We start from the raw sequence: 17,686 nt of genomic DNA, 5'->3' as shown, positions 1-17,686 counted from the left end.
TCTAATTCCCAGTTTTATGTTTGATTACAAAAATAACATTTGATGTGTATTTTGTTTCATCAATTACCCGGCACTCCATATTATTCGCTGCCGCTATATCCTCAACCAGTTGTGCTGATAAAAACGACAGCCTCCTGCTTGTTTTATTAAATTTTACAACCTTAGTCGAAAAAAACTCGCTAAGTTCAGTACCTCTGTGCTTTTCCTTCAGGTCCTTATTCCCATCACGGATTATGATGCTCCCGCCCGGATTTAGGCTATTGATGCAGCGTTCCATGATCAGCTTTTGTTCGTGGGGCTGCAAGTAATGCAGTACATCGGCAATAATGACGGCATCGTATTTTGCAAATTCAAAGTTTAGCGCATCCGCATGTTCAAAATTGATAAGTGCGTTTTTGTTAAAGTTATTATTGGCTACTTCTATTTTATCCTCATCATAATCTATCCCGGTAAACGCGCGCAGTGGTGCGGCAAAATGCAGCATATAAGGCATAAAGCCATAGCCGCAGCCAATATCAAGTATTTTTCCTTTCAAGGGCAGCAGCTCATGAAATTGCTGATAGTTTTTCTCCAGGCTAACTTTAACCCTCATGTACCACTCCAGTATAGGGCCTTTATAAAGGTAGTTATAGATCAACTGCTCGCGGTAATAGCGGGGTTGCTGTATCTCTGCGCACAGTTGTTTGTGCTCTTGCTTAAAATATTTGCTGATGGCTTTGGTCCGTTCAGAATAGCCAGTTCCAAAACTGGTATCTCCGGGCTTTATCCGGGGCAGGTATTTTAGGGTGATCTTACCGTTCTTGAGCAGGAAATCGCCTTTGGTCATGCAATAGCCGGTGCCGTGGATCAGGATAGGTTGAATGTCCATATGCAGCTGTTCGGCCAAATAGAACGCTCCTTTATGAAAACGCTTGATATCCCCATCAACAGAGCGTGTGCCTTCGGGGAAGATTACGATAGAATAGCCTTGCTTAGCCCTGCCGGCCAGCAGATCGATATTAGCTTCGGTGCCTTGCGCAACAGGGAAATAATCGGCCATGCGCACTACCGCGCCAAATACCGGCGAATTCCACACCCAGTTATTGGTGAACAGGATGAGCCTCGGACTTAGCATTACCAATATCAAAATATCCAAAAACGATTGATGGTTGGCAATGATCACACACGGTTTATCAAAATCGGCAAAATGTTTATTGATGATCTCCTTTTTTACATTGCCCATGATATAGATCATCGACCAGGAGAACCTCGCGAGGATGGCATGATAAACTAGCTTACCCTTCTCCCTATTGAATGGATTCAGCCTGAATAAAAACCCTAATGCTGATAGGATGAGGCAGCCCGTTACAAAATAAGTGAATGCGAAAATGCTGATCACAAAGCCACTGATGGTCCACGGAAATTGCTTTTTCCGCGTGCGTTTTTTAATGAGGATATTGAACAGGAAGGGGATCAGAATTTGCGACATGATCACTACGCAGATGATCCCGATGATGGAAATAAAAGCTATCGACCTTAAGGCAGGATGTTTGGCAAATATCAATACGCCCAAACCGGTGATGGTAGTTATGGCCGATAAAAAGATGGATGATTTATAGGATGATAATACCTTTTTGCCGGTTTTATATTCCTGCAGCAGGCCATCCATAATGTACAGGCTATAATCATCGCCCAAGCCAAATATCAGTGCAGATATAATAATATTCACAATATTAAAGCTGATATCAAAAACAGCCATCAATCCAAGGATCCAGACCCAGGATATAGCCATCGGTATAAAAGACACTAAGGCTAATTCCAGACGGCCATAAGTTAATAGCAGCACCACAAAAACCAATAGCGACGACATTACCGCGATTTTGGTAAAATCGGCATTGATGATCTCTACCAGTTTATTGGTGAGGTATTGTTTATCAATAACGGTAACATTTGGATCGTTCTCAAAGGCTTTGTAAACAGCCCGCTTTTTATCCGGCGATGTTTGTACCAGCGTTACCACGGTAGAGTGGCCCGGATATTCATTAATAAAATTATCCAAAAAACTTTTCCTGATCTCCGCCGCATCGCTGTTATTACCAGCATGCGAAAAATCTTTATTCACCAGCGTTTTAAATTTATCAAATGCCGATGCACTAAAACCTTGCACATTTCCCTCCTTTTCAAGGGTGGTAAATAACTGCTGTTTTTTTTCGGATGTCCAATAGGTATTCCAGCGGGCTATCCTTGCTTTTTGCAGGGAATCTGAGATGATGAATGAGGATACATCCGAGGATCTTTTGACAATCCCCTGCTCCTTCAGCTTTTCAATTTTGGCGGCCAGCTTCTCATTGTTCGCCAGTGCCCTGTCTAAAGTTTTTCCTTCGGATACCAGGTACACCGATTGCAGGGCGTATTGGTTAATATTGTTGAGCTTATTTTGCGATTGCTGCAATTGCGGGGACATGTAGTTCATTTTGGCTACATCAAACTCAAAGGTTACCTCATTGGCCTTGTAAAAAAATACACCGGTAAGCAGGATGATGCCAATGACGATGAACTTGTTGTACTCCGGGTTAAAGGAAGCCAGTTTATCGATCCATGAAAGCTGGATCACTTTATGGTTTTCCTGCTCTTTTTTTGTCGATATAAACTGCGGCAAAAATACCAGCGAACAAATGGACGCGCCTATTAAACTAAAGGCAGCAAAAAGGCCCAGGTCTTTCAACATTTCCGATTCTACAAGCTCCAGGCACAGGAAGCCGCCTATGGTGGTAAAACTGCCTACGGTAAGGGGCATCACCAAATCCTTCAATACCTGCTCCACGCTTTTGGTGTGCCGGTAATGGTTAAATACGTGCAGCGAGTAATTGATGGCGATACCCAACACAACCGAACCTGTACCCAGGGCGATGACCGAAATACTGCCCTTTAAAAAGTAGATGGCACTAAGCGAAAACAGGGAACCAAACAGTACCGGGATTAAAATAATAACAGGCGCCCGCTTTTTGCGGAAGTACAAGCCTAAAAACACAATGAGTGCCAGCACCGTGATGCCTTGCGTAAGCGCGGTATCTTTCCTTAATTGTAAAGCGTTGCCATAGTATACCGCCGCCGAACCAAAATAAGTGGCGGTAACAATCCTTTTAGGTTTATTGCTTAGGCTATCTATCAGCTGATCTAACCCTTTTATTAAAACACCATTCTTCCCTGTGTTATTTGGCAGGTAGGCCGGGGTGATGAACATGAGCAGGTTTTGATGGTTTTTGGTAACTACGTAATTATCGAGAAGCTCAAAATTCTTATCATACTGCAGCTCTTGTAATTTTTTCAAGCCGATGAAAGAGATGCCCACCGGGTCGTTACTAATGATGCTTTTTAGGGCAATGCCTGCCGGGGACGTAAGCGTGCGGTAATCGTAGGCCAGTGTTTGGTTAACTTTTTCAGGTGTAATGAGGGTGTCAATGGTTTGATAATCCTTTTCTGCCAGGTAAATCGGCAACTTTTGGCTGATGGTGCCAAACAAGTTCATTACCACATCATCATCAACTTTAAAACTGGCTTTGCCAATATACGGCGTAAATTTGGACTGTACGGCAGCAGCAAATTCATCAGCAAAAGCTACCAGGCTGTCGGGATTTGCAATTGCTGTGCTGTCCTTTAGCGATACCATGATCACCAGCTTATCTAAAAACTTAGAGTTCTGGAAAACTTCGTTTAGCTTGGCTATTTTTTTATCCTTAGGGATAACTTTGCTGATATCCTCCTCAAACTTTACCTGCGACGCAAAATAACCCATCAACAAAAAGCAAGCAGCAAATGCCGTATAAAAAACACCCCTGTTCCTGGCAAAATAATGGTATATGAGGATAAGACCTTTTTCCATTTAATGGCTTACTTATATGGCAGCGGGTGCTTTTTTTAACAATTTTAGTAAAGCGTAAGTTATAAGGCCAACCGTAAGCGATGCAACCACAGCCAGTGTAAGGCTGCCGTAAATATATTGCTCCATATGTTCGCCAACAGTTTTGAAGGATATTTTTGAGCTGAAAGCCATATTGGTAACCCTGTCGCCCATCCAGTACTCGCCGGCTTTATAACTTAAAAATATAATAACAGGGATCATAGGCGGGAAACTGATATGTGCCGTAAATACTACAAGGGCCTTATTGAGTTTAAATATGATAGATAAAAATATGGCTACAGCTAACTGGAAACCCCAGATGGGCACTATTCCCATAAAAATACCAAAGCCTATGGATAAGGCTTTTACCTCGTCGGAATCATTGGGATTATATAGGGTGGCTATTATTTTTTTACGCCCTTTTTTTTTTGATAAATTCAGGAAAAGGTCGCGCGGTTTAATCCAGATAAAGGCAATTACTACCAAAAAGGCGTTTAGTACACCAACCCGCGAAAAATCGGTAATGGGACGGAAGTGCGAAACCCGCGTTTCCTTTGGTGCATAATACACGCTCACCGGCACCGAATCCATGTATACACCGCGCCAGGACGCCCGAACGATCACCTCGATCTCAAACTCGTATTTGCGGGTATAAAACTTCAGTCCTTCTAACAGGTATAATGGATATAACCTGAAGCCTGATTGCGTGTCGGGTGAATGGATTCCTGTTTCTACCCAAAACCAAAAATTGGAAAATTTATGCCCGAAACTGCTTTTACCTGGTACCGCGGCCTGGCTCATATTACGGGAGCCGATAATGATGGCGTCCTGAACCTGTTCAAGTTTATCTAAAAATACAGGAATATCTTTGGCAAAATGCTGCCCGTCGGAATCAATGGTGATGGCATATTTATAGCCTTTTTGCATGGCATAGGCAAATGCCTGGCGTAGCGCCCAGCCTTTTCCCACATTATCAGGATAGCTGATGAGCTGTACATGTGGGAATGTTTTTATGATAGCTTCGGTATCATCTGTTGAACCATCATTAACTACAATGATATGGTTGCTATAGGCAGATACATCTGTAATTACACCGGCCAAAGTAAGATGATTATTATAGGTGGGGATGATAACACATACGTGCAGTTCATCAAACCGCTTACTTACTAAACCCTCAAATTCCATTAATTGCCCTTGATACGTAATAAATTGAAAACAACATTTTTATACATAACAAAATTAGTGTTAATGATGACAAAGCGGTTAAATAGTTTAAAATTAATAAATGCGTATTGGTTTGCAGGCTTTTTTTGGATGCTGTAACGTTTCAATACTTATCTCGTCTGCATAATTACATTTATAATATGTGTCAAATTGCTTAACATTTATGCCGCTAATGAACGCCAGCCCTTTATCAACAAAGCAGCCAAATAGTATCATATCTGAAATATTTATCCTATTTTCGGACGTTTTTTATGTGAATTTTTAACACATTTTTACCTTTTATTTCAATAAATATATTTAGTTCATGATACATATCGGAGGGCGGTACCTTACAGCCGATGATTTTTCCAAGATCCTGTTTGATGATGAGAAGATTGGATTAGATGCATCGGTTGTAAAGAATGTAGAGGTTAATTACCAGTTTTTGCAGGGATTTTCATCAAATAAACTGATATACGGTATTAACACCGGCTTTGGGCCAATGGCGCAATATAAGGTTAGCGAAGAAAACCTGCTGCAATTGCAGTATAACCTTATCCGCAGCCATGCTTCGGGCGGTGGCAATCTCATGCCGCCAATATTAGTGAAAGCATTGATGATTGCCCGGTTGAACAGCTTTGTGCAGGCCCGCTCCGGCGTACATATTGACCTACCACAGCTACTTGTTGAATTAATAAATAAGGGCGTAGCGCCTAATGTTTACGAGCACGGAGGTGTTGGCGCATCCGGCGATCTTGTACAGTTAGCTCATTTAGCCCTGGTACTGATTGGCGAAGGCGAATCAGACTACAAAGGCGAACAGCATTCTACAGAAGAGCTTTTTAAAGAAATCGGAATCACTCCTCTTTCTATTAAGATCAGGGAGGGCTTAGCCATCATCAATGGCACATCGGCTATGACAGGCATTGGTATGGTGAACATTATCCAGGCAAAAAAACTGTTGGAATGGTCAATCGTATTATCGTCCATGATCAACGAAGTGGTGCAGGCTTTTGACGACCATTATTCGTACGAACTAAACGTGGTGAAACACCACAAAGGCCAAAACGAAGTTGCAGCCATTATGCGCGATGTGTTAACGGGCAGCAAAATGATCCGCGACCGCTCCGAGCACTTATACAACCCCGATAACCTTAACCAGGAAGTATTTTTAGATAAGGTACAGGAGTATTATTCCCTGCGTTGCGTAACGCAGGTATTAGGCCCTGTTTATGATACAATTTTTGAGGTTGAGCGTGTGGTAACTGACGAGCTGAACTCGGTGAATGACAACCCGGTTATTGATCATGATAACAAGAACATTTTCCACGGTGGTAATTTCCATGGCGACTATGTTTCCCTGGCGATGGATAAGCTGAAGATAGCCATTACCAAGCTTTGCATGTTATCAGAAAGGCAACTGAACTACCTGCTGAATGAAAAGCTGAACCAAAAGTTTCCGCCGTTTGTTAACCTGGGCGTATTGGGCTTTAATTTTGGAATGCAGGGCATGCAGTTCACCGCTACATCAACCACAGCCGAAAACCAAACATTATCATACCCGATGTACCTGCATAGCATCCCTAACAATAACGATAACCAGGATATTGTAAGCATGGGCTGTAATGCTGCATTAATGACCAAACGGGTTATCGATAACACATTTGAGGTACTGGCTATACAAATGATGGCTATTTTACAGGCGATTGATCACCTGGATTGCAGCGAAAAACTATCGCCAACAACCAATACCGTTTATACCGACCTGCGGGCTATATTCCCTAAGTTTGTGGAAGACAAGCCTAAATACAAAGATATGGTGAAGGTGAAGCAATACTTTGAAAAGGCCGAGCATGTACATCTTATAAAAAAAAGAAAGTCGCACATTTTATAGCAACGGGGCAAATTATTTCAGTAAAACCATTAAACAGATCAGCAAATGAAATGTGCATTAGTAACCGGCGGATCAAGAGGAATAGGCAGGGCCGTTTGTTATAAACTGGCTTTAATGGGCTATTACGTGCTGGTTAATTATAAAAGTAACGAAACAGAGGCGCTTCATACGCTGTCAACCATAAAAGAAAATGGCGGTGATGGTGAGATCATCAAATTTGATGTGGCCCGCAAAGAAGATATCAGGACCGTTTTAGGTAGCTGGATAGAAACCAATACCGAAAAATATATTGAGGTGCTGGTAAACAACGCCGGTATTAAGGATGATACCCTGATGATGTGGATGAAGGATGAGCAGTGGGACAGCGTTTTAAAAACCAGTCTCGATGGCTTCTTTTATGTTACCCAAATGGTTTTAAACGGCATGCTGGTAAAAAAGTACGGCCGTATCATCAACGTGGTATCACTGTCTGGTCTTAAAGGTTTGCCTGGCCAGGTAAATTACTCAGCTGCCAAGGCGGGTGTAATTGGTGCAACCAAGGCCCTTGCACAGGAAATAGCCCGTCGCGGGGTTACGGTTAATGCCGTGGCGCCCGGATTTATTAAAACGGATATGACCGAGGGGCTGGATGAAAAAGAATTAAAATCCATGATCCCGATAAAGCGTTTTGGCACTGCCGAGGAAGTTGCCCACGCGGTAGGCTTTTTAGCCTCGCCCGAGGCATCCTATATAACGGCCGAAGTGCTCTCGGTTAACGGAGGCCTTTATTCATAATTAATCATTTGTTTACAAAAGCATCATTTTAATATTTCAGGGGTTAAATATTTTTATTTAGTTTTAAAATATTTGCAAATTGAATAAGCCGGCATTAGTGTTATGAACAGAGTTGTGATCACAGGGATGGGTATTTACTCGTGCATAGGGAAAAACCTTAATGAAGTAAGGGATTCGCTATTTGAGGGTAAATCAGGAATAATGCTTGATCCCGTGCGTAAGGAATTTGGTTACCGCTCGGGCTTAACCGGCTTTGTAGACAGGCCAAATCTAAAAGAAAAGCTCGACCGGAGATCACGTATTATGCTGCCTGAACAGGGCGAATATGCCTACATGGCTACCAATGAGGCATTGGCACAGGCAGGTATTGATATGGATTATCTTGACCAAAATGAAATAGGTATTCTATACGGTAACGATAGCTCGGCAAAGCCGGTGATTGATTGTACCGATATTATCCGTTTAAAAAAAGATACCATGCTGGTTGGGTCGGGTTCGGTTTTCCAAACCATGAATTCTACCGTGAGCATGAACCTGGCTACCATTTTTAAGCTTAAAGGTATTAACCTTACGGTAAGTGCCGCCTGCGCAAGCGGATCGCACGCAATTGGCCTGGGCTACCACCTCATCAAAAGTGGTTTACAGGAAGGCGTTATATGCGGTGGCGCGCAGGAGCTTAACCATTTTTCGATGGGTAGTTTTGATGCGCTTTCGGCATTTTCAACTTTAGAAGCAACGCCAACAAAAGCTTCCCGCCCTTTTGACCGCAGCAGAGACGGCCTTGTTCCGAGCGGAGGTGCGGCAACTGTAATACTGGAAAGCCTTGAATCGGCACAACGCCGGGGCGCCCATATATTAGGCGAAGTTATTGGTTACGGCTTTTCATCAAATGGCGGTCATATCTCGAACCCTACGGTTGACGGTCCCGTACGCTCTTTGGCCATGGCTTTACGGGATGCTGGCATAGGTGCCGCAGATGTTGATTATATCAACGCACATGCTACCTCAACCCCCGCAGGTGATGCCAGCGAGGCAAAAGCCATACACGAAGTGTTTGGATTGAGCAAGCCTTTGGTAAGTTCCACCAAATCGATGACTGGGCATGAATGCTGGATGGCAGGTGCAAGCGAAATAGTATATTCTATGCTGATGATGCAAAATTCCTTCATCGCGCCAAACATTAACTTCGAGAACCCGGACGAAGATTCGGCCAGGTTAAATATCGCAACAACTACTATCGAGAAAAATTTTAACGTATTTTTGTCTAATTCTTTTGGTTTTGGGGGCACAAATTCGTCCCTTATTATTAAAAAATATTGATTAACCTAACCTTATGCAATTTTTAGAGATCATAGAAAAAACAAATGCTTTTTTAGCCGAAGAGTTTGAGATCGACGTAGAAAAGATCTCTCCGGAAGCAAACCTTAAAGATACCCTTGAGCTTGACAGCCTGGATTACATTGACCTTGTGGTTGTAATTGAAAGCAATTTTAGCTTTAAGGTACAGCCCGAAGATTTTGTTGGCATCGTTAACTTCCAGGATTTTTACGAATACGTAGATACCAGGGTAAACGCTAAGGAACTGGCATAATAACCAATTGGTACCGAATATTAAATGACCGGCATTAATTAAAAAACTATTAAATCTACCTTAACCATATGTTTATTCCTCCTGCCAATACACCTGATCTTATCCCGCAAAAATTTCCATTTGTGATGATAGATGATTTGACCTGGACGGACGAAAAAAGCAGCCGCACAACATTTTGTGTAAAGGCTGATAACGTACTGGTAGAGGATGGCGAATTTAGCGCAGGCGGACTGGTAGAAAACATAGCGCAAACAGCAGCTGCAAGGGCCGGTTATCTTGCCCAAAACCAGGAAAAACCCGATTCGATAGGCTATATAGGGGCCATCAAAAACCTTGAAGTGTTTTCATTGCCTAAAATAAACGATACCTTAGAAACAGAAATTATTATTGATAATCAGATATTTGATGTTACGCTGATATCGGGAAAAGTAAAATGTGGAGAAAAAACACTGGCCCAATGCCAGATGAAAGTATTTATAATTAAACAATAAATAAATTAAAATCTACAAATGAAACCTACAAAAAAAACATGGCTGATAGCCTTTTTATTAACAGCAGTAAGCAGCTTACCTGCTGTAGCCCAAAGTACGAAAGCAGACATTTTTTCGGGCAGCGCCAGAATTACCTGGTTAGGTATTGATTTTACACAAACCAAATTTATAGGAACCGCTAACGCCAAAGTATTTGGTATTGGTAAAAGAGAAAATAATGGCGATGTAAGCCCGGAGGAATTCAGAGATGATTATACTTTAGGGTGGAACCGCCTGTTTGTAAACGAGCAAAAAAAATATGATGTGGCCGAGTCTATTCATCACAGTTCGGTTGATTATGCCATTGACGTAGCCAAAACTTCAAATGCTAAAGCAAAATTTGATAAACTTTATTCTGATAACCCAAGTGATTTTAAATTAATAGACGAGGCAAAGATAGCGTCGGTTGTAAAAGATTATGATTTTCAGAATCATGAAGGTATTGGTTATATATTTTTTGTGAGCGGTATGAATAAGGGAATGGACAAGGCAGGTGTTTGGATAACTTTTATTGATATGAAAGCAAAAACAGTATTACTTACCAAATACTATGAAGGCAAACCGGGTGGCTTTGGTCTTAAAAATTACTGGGCAAAAGCCTTTTTAAACGTAATGAAAGACGTAAAATATGATTACAAAGGCTGGAAATAACAAACCCGGTTTGTGGGAGTAAAATGAATTGGCGCTCTGTAAAAGTGCCAATTCATTTTTTTATAAAACAAGTACCGGGATAAATACTTATCACCGTAACTAAAAAAGATAAATTGCAAAAAACACTGATACATGCCACCGAGATAAGCGTGAAATTTAGCGAGGTAGACTCGCTGGGCATTGTGTGGCACGGGCACTATGTACGTTATTTTGAAGATGGCCGGGAGGCTTTTGGAAAAGCATACGGTATAGACTACCTTACAGTTTACAACAACCAATACGTAACACCAATTGTAAAAATTGATTGTAATTATAAACAGGTTTTGCGGTACGGAGATAGCGTAATTATTGAAACAGAATATGTACCCAGCGAAGCCGCCCGCCTCAATTTTAACTATCGGCTGTTAAACGCGGTTACCGGTGAGGTAGTGGTAACAGGCTCAACCGTGCAGGTATTTTTAAACCGCGATAATTTTGTGCTTCAATTAACCAATCCCCCGTTTTTTGAGGAGTGGAAAAAGAAACATTCGCTTGCTTAATTGGTATTATTATATTTAAAGGATTTAACAACCGCCATACTAACCTTAAATATATCATAAATAACATAAACGCTTAGGGTTTTAATTGACAAGCCAACAGCAATACTAACAATAAACAAACGCTAAAGAATTTAAATAAATGAATACGGAAAAAGTTGATGTGTTGGTAATTGGCGCTGGTCCGGCTGGTACAGTGGCCGCCTCTATTGTGAATAAGGCCGGTTTCAAAGTTAAAATTGTTGAAAAGCAAAAATTCCCCCGCTTTGTGATTGGCGAAAGCCTGCTACCCCGTTGTATGGAAGCATTAACCGAAGCGGGTTTTGTTGAAGCTGTGGAAGCAAAAGGCTTCCAGAAAAAATTTGGGGCAAAGTTTGTGAAAAATGGCGTGATCTGCGATTACTACTTTTCTGATCAGTTTACCGATGGCTGGAACTGGACCTGGCAGGCACCACGCGCCGACTTTGATAAAACCCTGGCCGATACCGTTGAAGCAATGGGCGTGCCCGTGCATTATGAAACTACCGTTACCGGTATTAAATTTAACGGATCGGATTCGGTTACCACTGTTGAGGATATTAATGGCAACCAAACACAAATAGAAGCCCGTTTTATTATAGATGGCAGCGGGTATGGCAGGGTGATACCTAAGTTGTTCAACCTGGAAAGGCCATCCAACATGTCGGAACGGAAAGCGTTGTTTGCACATACCAATGATATTAAGCGCCATTTGGGCGATGAACCAAACCGGATAACTATAGTAGTACATAAACCTGGTGTGTGGGTATGGGTTATTCCGTTTTCAAACGGGATCACTTCATTAGGCTTTGTAGGCAACCCGGAGTTTTTTGACCAATACCAGGGCAATAACGACGAAGAAAAGCTACGAAGCATTATAGCGTCTGAACCTTACCTGAGTGACAGGTTTGAGGGCGTTGAATTTGTTTTTGATCCTAAAATATTGCAGGCATGGAGCAGTACCACCGATACCTTTTATGGTGATGGCTTTGTGCTTACTGGTAATGTAACTGAGTTTTTAGATCCCATCTTTTCATCGGGTGTAACGCTGGCCACTGTATCCAGTCAAAATGCGGCACATTTAGTTATCCGCACCTTAAACGGCGAAACTGTTAACTGGGAAAAAGAGTATACCGAAAAGGTAATGCAGGGAGTAGATGTTTTTCGCTCCTATGTTAATGCCTGGTACGAGGGTACGCTGGATACTATCTTCTTTGCGGGGTCATTCGTGCCCGAAATAAAAAATATGATCTGTTCTGTTCTGGCGGGATATGTTTGGGATTTGGATAACCCATATGTTAAAAACCATAATAAAGCGTTAAGGAACTTAGCAAGAATTATTCAGCTAAGGGATCGGATTGATCAAAAAGTATAATAAAAATGGACAAATTAATAAATGATCTGAAAGTACAGATCATAGACCAGTTAAACTTACAGGATCTTAAACCAGAGGATATCGGCGATGACGAGTCGCTGTTTGCCGATGGCCTGGGTTTAGATTCTATTGATGTTTTGGAGCTAATAGTGCTGATGCAATCAAACTATAAAATTAAACTTTCGAAGGCCGAGGACGGACCAAAGGTTTTTCAATCGGTACGCACCATGGCCGCCTATATTACAGCTAACCAGGCTGCATAAATTAGGCACGAATATTTGTAGCAGTTTACAATTAAAACGAATTTCCCCAATTTTTTAAATAACAATGAATAGTAAAATTCGTTCTGACTTTTGTAATTAGTGCTTGTTCAAAAAATTAGCGTCAATTCGTTCCTATTTGTGAAATTCGTGTCTATTTAACTTCGATTTTAATTGTGAAAATCCATAAAGTACTTATAACGCTTGCTATATCATTGGCTGCATTAACCGCAAATGCCCAGCATCCAGGTTATACCCAGCTTACCGATCTATCCAGGTTTAAAGAACAGTTTACAGCCACGGCTCAAAAAACCACCAGCATCAAAAGTGATTTTGTGCAGGAAAAAAACCTTGGTATGCTGGCCGAAAAGATCACATCGAAGGGGAAATTCTGGTTTAAAAAAGACAACATGGTGCGGATGGAATATACTCAGCCATCCAAATACCTGATGATCATCAATAAGGACAATATCCTGGTAAAGGATGAGCAGAAAGAGAATAAAATCAATGCCGGATCAAACAAGCTCTTTAGGCAGATAAACAGGATAATTGTTGATTGTGTGCAAGGTTCTATCCTGGGCAATCCCGATTTTAAGGTTAAGGTATTCGAGAATAAAAGTAATTACCTGGTTGAGCTTTCTCCGTTATCAAAAGGGATCAAAGACTTTTTTAAAAGCATCAATATCTCTGTTGATAAAAAGGATAACTCGGTAAGTAATATCGATATGCAGGAACCATCGGGCGATAATACCACCATTCGTTTTATAAATAGAGAGATAAATGTCAACCTCCCGGATGCGCTTTTTGCTGCTAAGTAGTTGCCTGCTATTGCTGGTTAGCTGCTCTTCGGTTTATAAAAACCTGGAGCCCACAACCGGCAATTTTAACCACGTCTACAAATTCATGCCCCGGTTTTCGGTTGTACTGTACAAAGCACAGATTGATGTTACCAGCCATCATTTGAGCGGCCTGCTGCTGATGAAGGTTATGCCCGATAGCAGTACCCGCATTGTGTTTTCTAACGAGATGGGCGTAAAATTTTTTGATTTTGCATTTTTGAAGAACGGGAGCTTTAAAGTGTATTCAATTGTTCAGCAAATGGATAAGGGGCCGGTGATAAAAACCCTGATGAAAGACTTTGATTTAATACTGATGCGCCAGCAGGGCAGTCATGAACGTTATATGCTGAAAGATAATGCCCACGTGTATTATGTATTGCCTCAGCAAAAAGGAGCCAACTACTATATCACCAACATGGCCGGGGACTCCCTGTTGCGGATGGAAAAATCATCAAAAAGGAAACCCGTGGCGGGTGCCACTATGATGAACTATAAAAATGGTGTACCCGACAGCATCAGTATTGACCACAAAAACTTTAAATTTACCATCGGTTTAAAAAAAACAGAACGATAAATGCTCCGGGAATCCTTTTTTCAGTTTACAAACCCGCAAACAGACGGTAATACTTCAAAAACTACCATCACGCTGAATGCCGCACACCAGATTTTTGAAGGGCACTTTCCCGGGCAGCCTGTGGTGCCGGGTGTTTGTATGATGCAAATGGTTAAAGAAGTATTGGAACACATCCTGGACACAAAAACCAAATTGGTAAAGGCCGGAGATATGAAGTTTTTAGCCATACTAAACCCACAGGTAAACAGTATGGCCGAGATGCAAATAACCCAAACAGCAGTTGACGAAAGCACCCTTAAAGTAGATGCGCTGATTCAATACGAAGCCGCCACATTTTTTAAATTTAAAGGCGTTTTTACAAAATGAAGAAATTCAGAAGCGTGCTATTCTATATTGCCCTTATCGGGATATTCTCCTTTATAATTTATTGGCTTTTAATACATGGCAAGGATCTTGAGCAAGGTCGTCATGTGGTCTTGCTTAAAACAAGCACCAAAAGTTCTGCGAGTCAGCTTATGGATAGTTTGATGCACAACTTAACCGGTCCGCTGGCTATATTACTGGCGCAGATAGCGGTTATTATTGTTGCCGGCAATATAGCAGGTTGGGTATGCAGTAAACTTGGGCAGCCTCGTGTAATAGGTGAAATTTTTGCAGGTATCGCTTTAGGCCCATCGTTAATTGGCCGGTTTTTTCCGGGGTTTTCACATGCTTTATTCCCCGTCCAATCCTTAGGAACTTTGCAGTTTTTGAGCCAGGTTGGCCTTATCATATTCATGTTTGTGATAGGTATGGAGCTTGACCTTGGCGCCATCAAAAACAAAGCGAAAGACGCGTTGGTGATTAGCCATGCCAGTATCATTATCCCTTTTACCTTAGGCGTAGGTTTAGCCTATTTTATTTACCGGTCATTAGCGCCTGCAGGCGTCCCGTTTTTTTCATTCGGCTTGTTTTTAGGGATTTCCATGAGCATTACAGCCTTCCCGGTATTGGCCCGCATTTGCCAGGAAAGGGGTATCAACAAAACACGCCTTGGCGCTTTGGTTATCACCTGCGCTGCTGCCGATGATATTACCGCATGGTGTATACTTACCATAGTTATAGCTGTTGTTAAAGCCGGTTCGGCTATGAGTTTTGTATACACCGTATTAATGGCTATTACCTACGTGCTTTTTATGCTGAAAGCCGTAAAACCATTGTTGAAGGTGATTTACAGCCGCAATATTAAACCTGGTTATCTGGGAATCCCGGTATCAGTGTTTTTTTTAACGCTCATCGTATCAGCTTATACAACCGAGGCCATCGGCATTCATGCCCTTTTCGGGGCGTTCATGGCCGGTATTGTAATGCCCGGTAATATCAACTTCAGGGAAGTGTTTATTGAGCGGATAAAAGATGTTTCCCTGTTTTTGCTGCTCCCGTTATTTTTTGTATTTACCGGTTTGCGTACACAGGTAGGCTTGTTAAATGATGCTTATTTATGGAAGGTATGCGCAATGGTGACTTTAGTTGCCATTGCCGGGAAATTTGCAGGCAGCGCACTTGCCGCCAAATTTGTGGGCCAAACCTGGAAAAACAGCCTGAGTATAGGCGCGTTGATGAATACCCGGGGATTGATGGAACTGATTGTGTTGAACATCGGCTTTGACCTTGGTGTGCTCAACAAAGAAGTATTTGCCATGATGGTGATTATGGCGCTGGTAACCACCTTCATGACCGTGCCTATTTTGGATCTGATCAATAAGGTGTTTGGTAAAACCAAGGAGGACGAAGTACCTCAACCCACCACTATTTCCGGCGATCAATAAATTTAAATGGTTTCCGGCCCGATTCTTTGTACTGCATTTGCTGGATCTCATCATACTGCACATAGGTAACATGAGGACTCACCCGCAACCTTGCCTGTAGATTGGCCCGGATCTTCCGGTCGCACTCATCGGTATAATTAACAGGAAGGATATGCAGCAGTACTTCGTCCATTCCTATCTCGTTTGAGTAAACCTCGGCCACAAAATCCAGGATCTCTTCCATTCCGTTTAACAGATCAAAAAGGGAAGGCGGATAAAGCGTGGTCCCTTTAAATTTGATCATTTGTTTTTTACGGCCGATTATAGGCGATAACCGTAAAGTTGTACGCCCGCATTTGCAGGGTTCATCAAAATATTGACAAATATCGCCGGTTTTATAACGCAAAAGTGGCATCCCTTCAACACCTAAGGTTGTAATAGTTACCTCGCCCGGTTCGCCTGGAGCAACCTGCTGATTTTGCTCATCAAGCAATTCTACAATCAGTAGTTCGGGCTGGTGATGGCCTCCTTTGCCTTGTCCGCATTCTGTAAACGCTGTTTGCATTTCGGTAGAGGCATAAGTAGAATAGAGCTTGATGTCCCAGGCATCTGTTATTTTTTTGCCGAGAATATTCAAAGAAAAATCAGTATTCCGAATGTTTTCGCCAATACAAATAGCCTTTTTGACGGTGCTTGCATTGATATCGATATTGTGCTCTCCGGCGTATTGGATCAGCTTGTAAATAAACGATGGCACTGCAACAATAGCAGTTGGCTTTAATCTTAAAATAGTATCCCATTGTAACGAAGGTACACCTGGCCCCAGCCGGATTATGCCTGCGCCTATCATACGGATGCCTGAGTAATAAGCCAGCCCGGCCATAAACTGCCTGTCGAGTGTAAGCATCAGCTGGTATACATCATCGGGCCTGCCATCGGCACAAATAAACGAGCTGTATTCGTTATAGGTAAGTCGCTGCAGATCGTTCTCGGTAAGTGCAACAGTGACAGGGCTGCCCAGGGTGCCCGAAGTAGAGCTGTATTCGATGATTTTATCGCGGCTTACGCACATAAAATCATCATTACGCATCTGCAGATCCTCCTTAACCGTAGTAGGGATCCGTGTCAGGTCATTAAGCGTTTTTATATCGGCAATATTGATATTGTTAGCGGCAAACAGCTCTTTATAAAAAGGAGAATTCTGGTTAAGGTAAACCAATAATTGCTGCAGCTTTTGTTCCTGCATGGCAACTATCTCTTCTTTTGACTGATGTATTGGCGTATGTGCTGGTTGCGCTGTCACTTTTCTATAATTACGATGGCTGATGCTATTGTTTTAAGGTGGGTTAATGATACGGAAATTTTTAATGGTCCCTGCTCTTTTAATAATTCGGCAGTTTGCCCAATTAATGTAAGTTCGGGTTTTCCATCAGCATTATTGCTTATCTCTATCTCGTTAAAAGCAGTTCCGTTTAACCAGCCGGTACCCAGGGCCTTAAAAAACGCCTCTTTCGCCGCAAACCTGCCTGCATAATGCTGGTATTTATCGGCCTTAAGCTCACAATAGCTAATCTCTTTTGCAGAGAATACCAGTTCACGAAAGCCGCTTTCTTTGGCAATTTTAATGGCCACGCGGTCAACTTCTATCATATCTATCCCAACACCGGCAACCATCAGTTTTTATCAGGTTAAGTTTATTTATAATGCAGCGTAATCTTATTCATGATTACAACGTCATCTGCAAAAATAATATTTGCTTTGTATTTTGAAGGAT

17 protein-coding genes are annotated in these 17,686 nt (G+C 42.0%); 13 read left to right on the top strand and 4 right to left on the bottom strand.

The features are described from left to right. Nucleotide 1: 1 nt before the first annotated feature. Together AC1DO4_RS15930 and AC1DO4_RS15925 are read right to left on the bottom strand one after the other, a co-directional pair. Nucleotides 2-3,862 carry a 1-acyl-sn-glycerol-3-phosphate acyltransferase gene (locus AC1DO4_RS15930; protein ID WP_477417509.1) on the bottom strand — a complete coding sequence of 1,287 codons (3,861 nt, stop codon included), beginning with the start codon at nucleotides 3,860-3,862 and terminating at the stop codon, nucleotides 2-4. A gap of 12 nt (nucleotides 3,863-3,874) precedes the next feature. Beyond that, nucleotides 3,875-5,065: a DUF2062 domain-containing protein gene (locus AC1DO4_RS15925; protein ID WP_477417507.1), complete on the bottom strand. Its 1,191-nt coding sequence runs from the start codon at nucleotides 5,063-5,065 to the stop codon at nucleotides 3,875-3,877. 343 nt (nucleotides 5,066-5,408) lie between these two features. Between AC1DO4_RS15925 and flxA the strand changes: the two genes are divergently transcribed. The 13 genes from flxA (at nucleotide 5,409) to AC1DO4_RS15860 (ending at nucleotide 15,933) form a co-directional block, all read left to right on the top strand. Then, on the top strand, nucleotides 5,409-6,977 hold the full coding sequence (gene flxA / locus AC1DO4_RS15920) for a flexirubin biosynthesis tyrosine ammonia-lyase FlxA (protein WP_477417505.1): 1,569 nt from the start codon (nucleotides 5,409-5,411) through the stop codon (nucleotides 6,975-6,977). Nucleotides 6,978-7,022: 45 nt separating this feature from the next. After that, nucleotides 7,023-7,751 (top strand): flexirubin biosynthesis SDR family reductase FlxB, encoded by a 729-nt coding sequence (gene flxB / locus AC1DO4_RS15915; RefSeq protein ID WP_477417503.1) that lies wholly within the window; start codon nucleotides 7,023-7,025, stop codon nucleotides 7,749-7,751. 102 nt (nucleotides 7,752-7,853) lie between these two features. Beyond that, nucleotides 7,854-9,071: a beta-ketoacyl-[acyl-carrier-protein] synthase family protein gene (locus AC1DO4_RS15910; RefSeq protein WP_477417501.1), complete on the top strand. Its 1,218-nt coding sequence runs from the start codon at nucleotides 7,854-7,856 to the stop codon at nucleotides 9,069-9,071. A 13-nt stretch (nucleotides 9,072-9,084) separates the two neighbouring features. Further along, a complete protein-coding gene (locus AC1DO4_RS15905) occupies nucleotides 9,085-9,342 on the top strand; it encodes a phosphopantetheine-binding protein (RefSeq protein ID WP_477417499.1) in 258 nt (85 codons plus the stop codon). 68 nt (nucleotides 9,343-9,410) lie between these two features. Beyond that, nucleotides 9,411-9,833, top strand: a complete 423-nt coding sequence (locus AC1DO4_RS15900; RefSeq protein WP_477417497.1) for a hotdog family protein — start codon at nucleotides 9,411-9,413, stop codon at nucleotides 9,831-9,833. A gap of 18 nt (nucleotides 9,834-9,851) precedes the next feature. Next, nucleotides 9,852-10,523: a hypothetical protein gene (locus AC1DO4_RS15895; RefSeq protein ID WP_477417495.1), complete on the top strand. Its 672-nt coding sequence runs from the start codon at nucleotides 9,852-9,854 to the stop codon at nucleotides 10,521-10,523. Between the two features lie 113 nt (nucleotides 10,524-10,636). Then, the gene (locus tag AC1DO4_RS15890; RefSeq protein ID WP_477401725.1) at nucleotides 10,637-11,062 is read left to right on the top strand and encodes an acyl-CoA thioesterase; all 426 of its coding nucleotides are present in this window, start codon (nucleotides 10,637-10,639) and stop codon (nucleotides 11,060-11,062) included. A gap of 139 nt (nucleotides 11,063-11,201) precedes the next feature. After that, nucleotides 11,202-12,452 (top strand): NAD(P)/FAD-dependent oxidoreductase, encoded by a 1,251-nt coding sequence (locus AC1DO4_RS15885; protein ID WP_477417493.1) that lies wholly within the window; start codon nucleotides 11,202-11,204, stop codon nucleotides 12,450-12,452. Nucleotides 12,453-12,457: 5 nt separating this feature from the next. Beyond that, nucleotides 12,458-12,715, top strand: coding sequence for a phosphopantetheine-binding protein (locus AC1DO4_RS15880; RefSeq protein WP_477417491.1), 258 nt, complete (start codon nucleotides 12,458-12,460; stop codon nucleotides 12,713-12,715). A gap of 173 nt (nucleotides 12,716-12,888) precedes the next feature. Further along, complete coding sequence (gene lolA2, locus AC1DO4_RS15875) at nucleotides 12,889-13,530, top strand: flexirubin biosynthesis/transport protein LolA2 (RefSeq protein WP_477417489.1); 642 nt, start codon at nucleotides 12,889-12,891, stop codon at nucleotides 13,528-13,530. After that, nucleotides 13,493-14,125: a flexirubin biosynthesis protein LolB2 gene (gene lolB2, locus AC1DO4_RS15870; protein ID WP_477417487.1), complete on the top strand. Its 633-nt coding sequence runs from the start codon at nucleotides 13,493-13,495 to the stop codon at nucleotides 14,123-14,125. The genes lolA2 and lolB2 overlap by 38 nt, the downstream gene beginning before the upstream one ends. Continuing rightward, entirely contained in the window at nucleotides 14,126-14,491 is a 366-nt protein-coding gene (locus AC1DO4_RS15865) for an ApeI family dehydratase (RefSeq protein ID WP_477417485.1), read from the top strand. Next, the gene (locus AC1DO4_RS15860; protein WP_477417483.1) at nucleotides 14,488-15,933 is read left to right on the top strand and encodes a cation:proton antiporter domain-containing protein; all 1,446 of its coding nucleotides are present in this window, start codon (nucleotides 14,488-14,490) and stop codon (nucleotides 15,931-15,933) included. The genes AC1DO4_RS15865 and AC1DO4_RS15860 overlap by 4 nt, the downstream gene beginning before the upstream one ends. On the opposite strand, the gene flxY is transcribed toward AC1DO4_RS15860, so the two are convergent. Both flxY and acpS read right to left on the bottom strand, forming a co-directional pair. Beyond that, nucleotides 15,914-17,215: a flexirubin biosynthesis putative acyl-CoA ligase FlxY gene (gene flxY, locus AC1DO4_RS15855; protein WP_477417481.1), complete on the bottom strand. Its 1,302-nt coding sequence runs from the start codon at nucleotides 17,213-17,215 to the stop codon at nucleotides 15,914-15,916. The genes AC1DO4_RS15860 and flxY overlap by 20 nt on opposite strands. Then, nucleotides 17,212-17,586 (bottom strand): holo-ACP synthase, encoded by a 375-nt coding sequence (gene acpS, locus AC1DO4_RS15850; protein ID WP_477417479.1) that lies wholly within the window; start codon nucleotides 17,584-17,586, stop codon nucleotides 17,212-17,214. Before acpS ends, flxY begins: the two co-directional genes overlap by 4 nt. Nucleotides 17,587-17,686 lie beyond the last annotated feature (100 nt).

Source organism: Mucilaginibacter sp. P5_A6 (assembly GCF_056400585.1).
The sequence above is the reverse complement of the archived record's forward strand: the minus strand, read 5'-3'. Positions and strand labels throughout refer to the sequence as shown.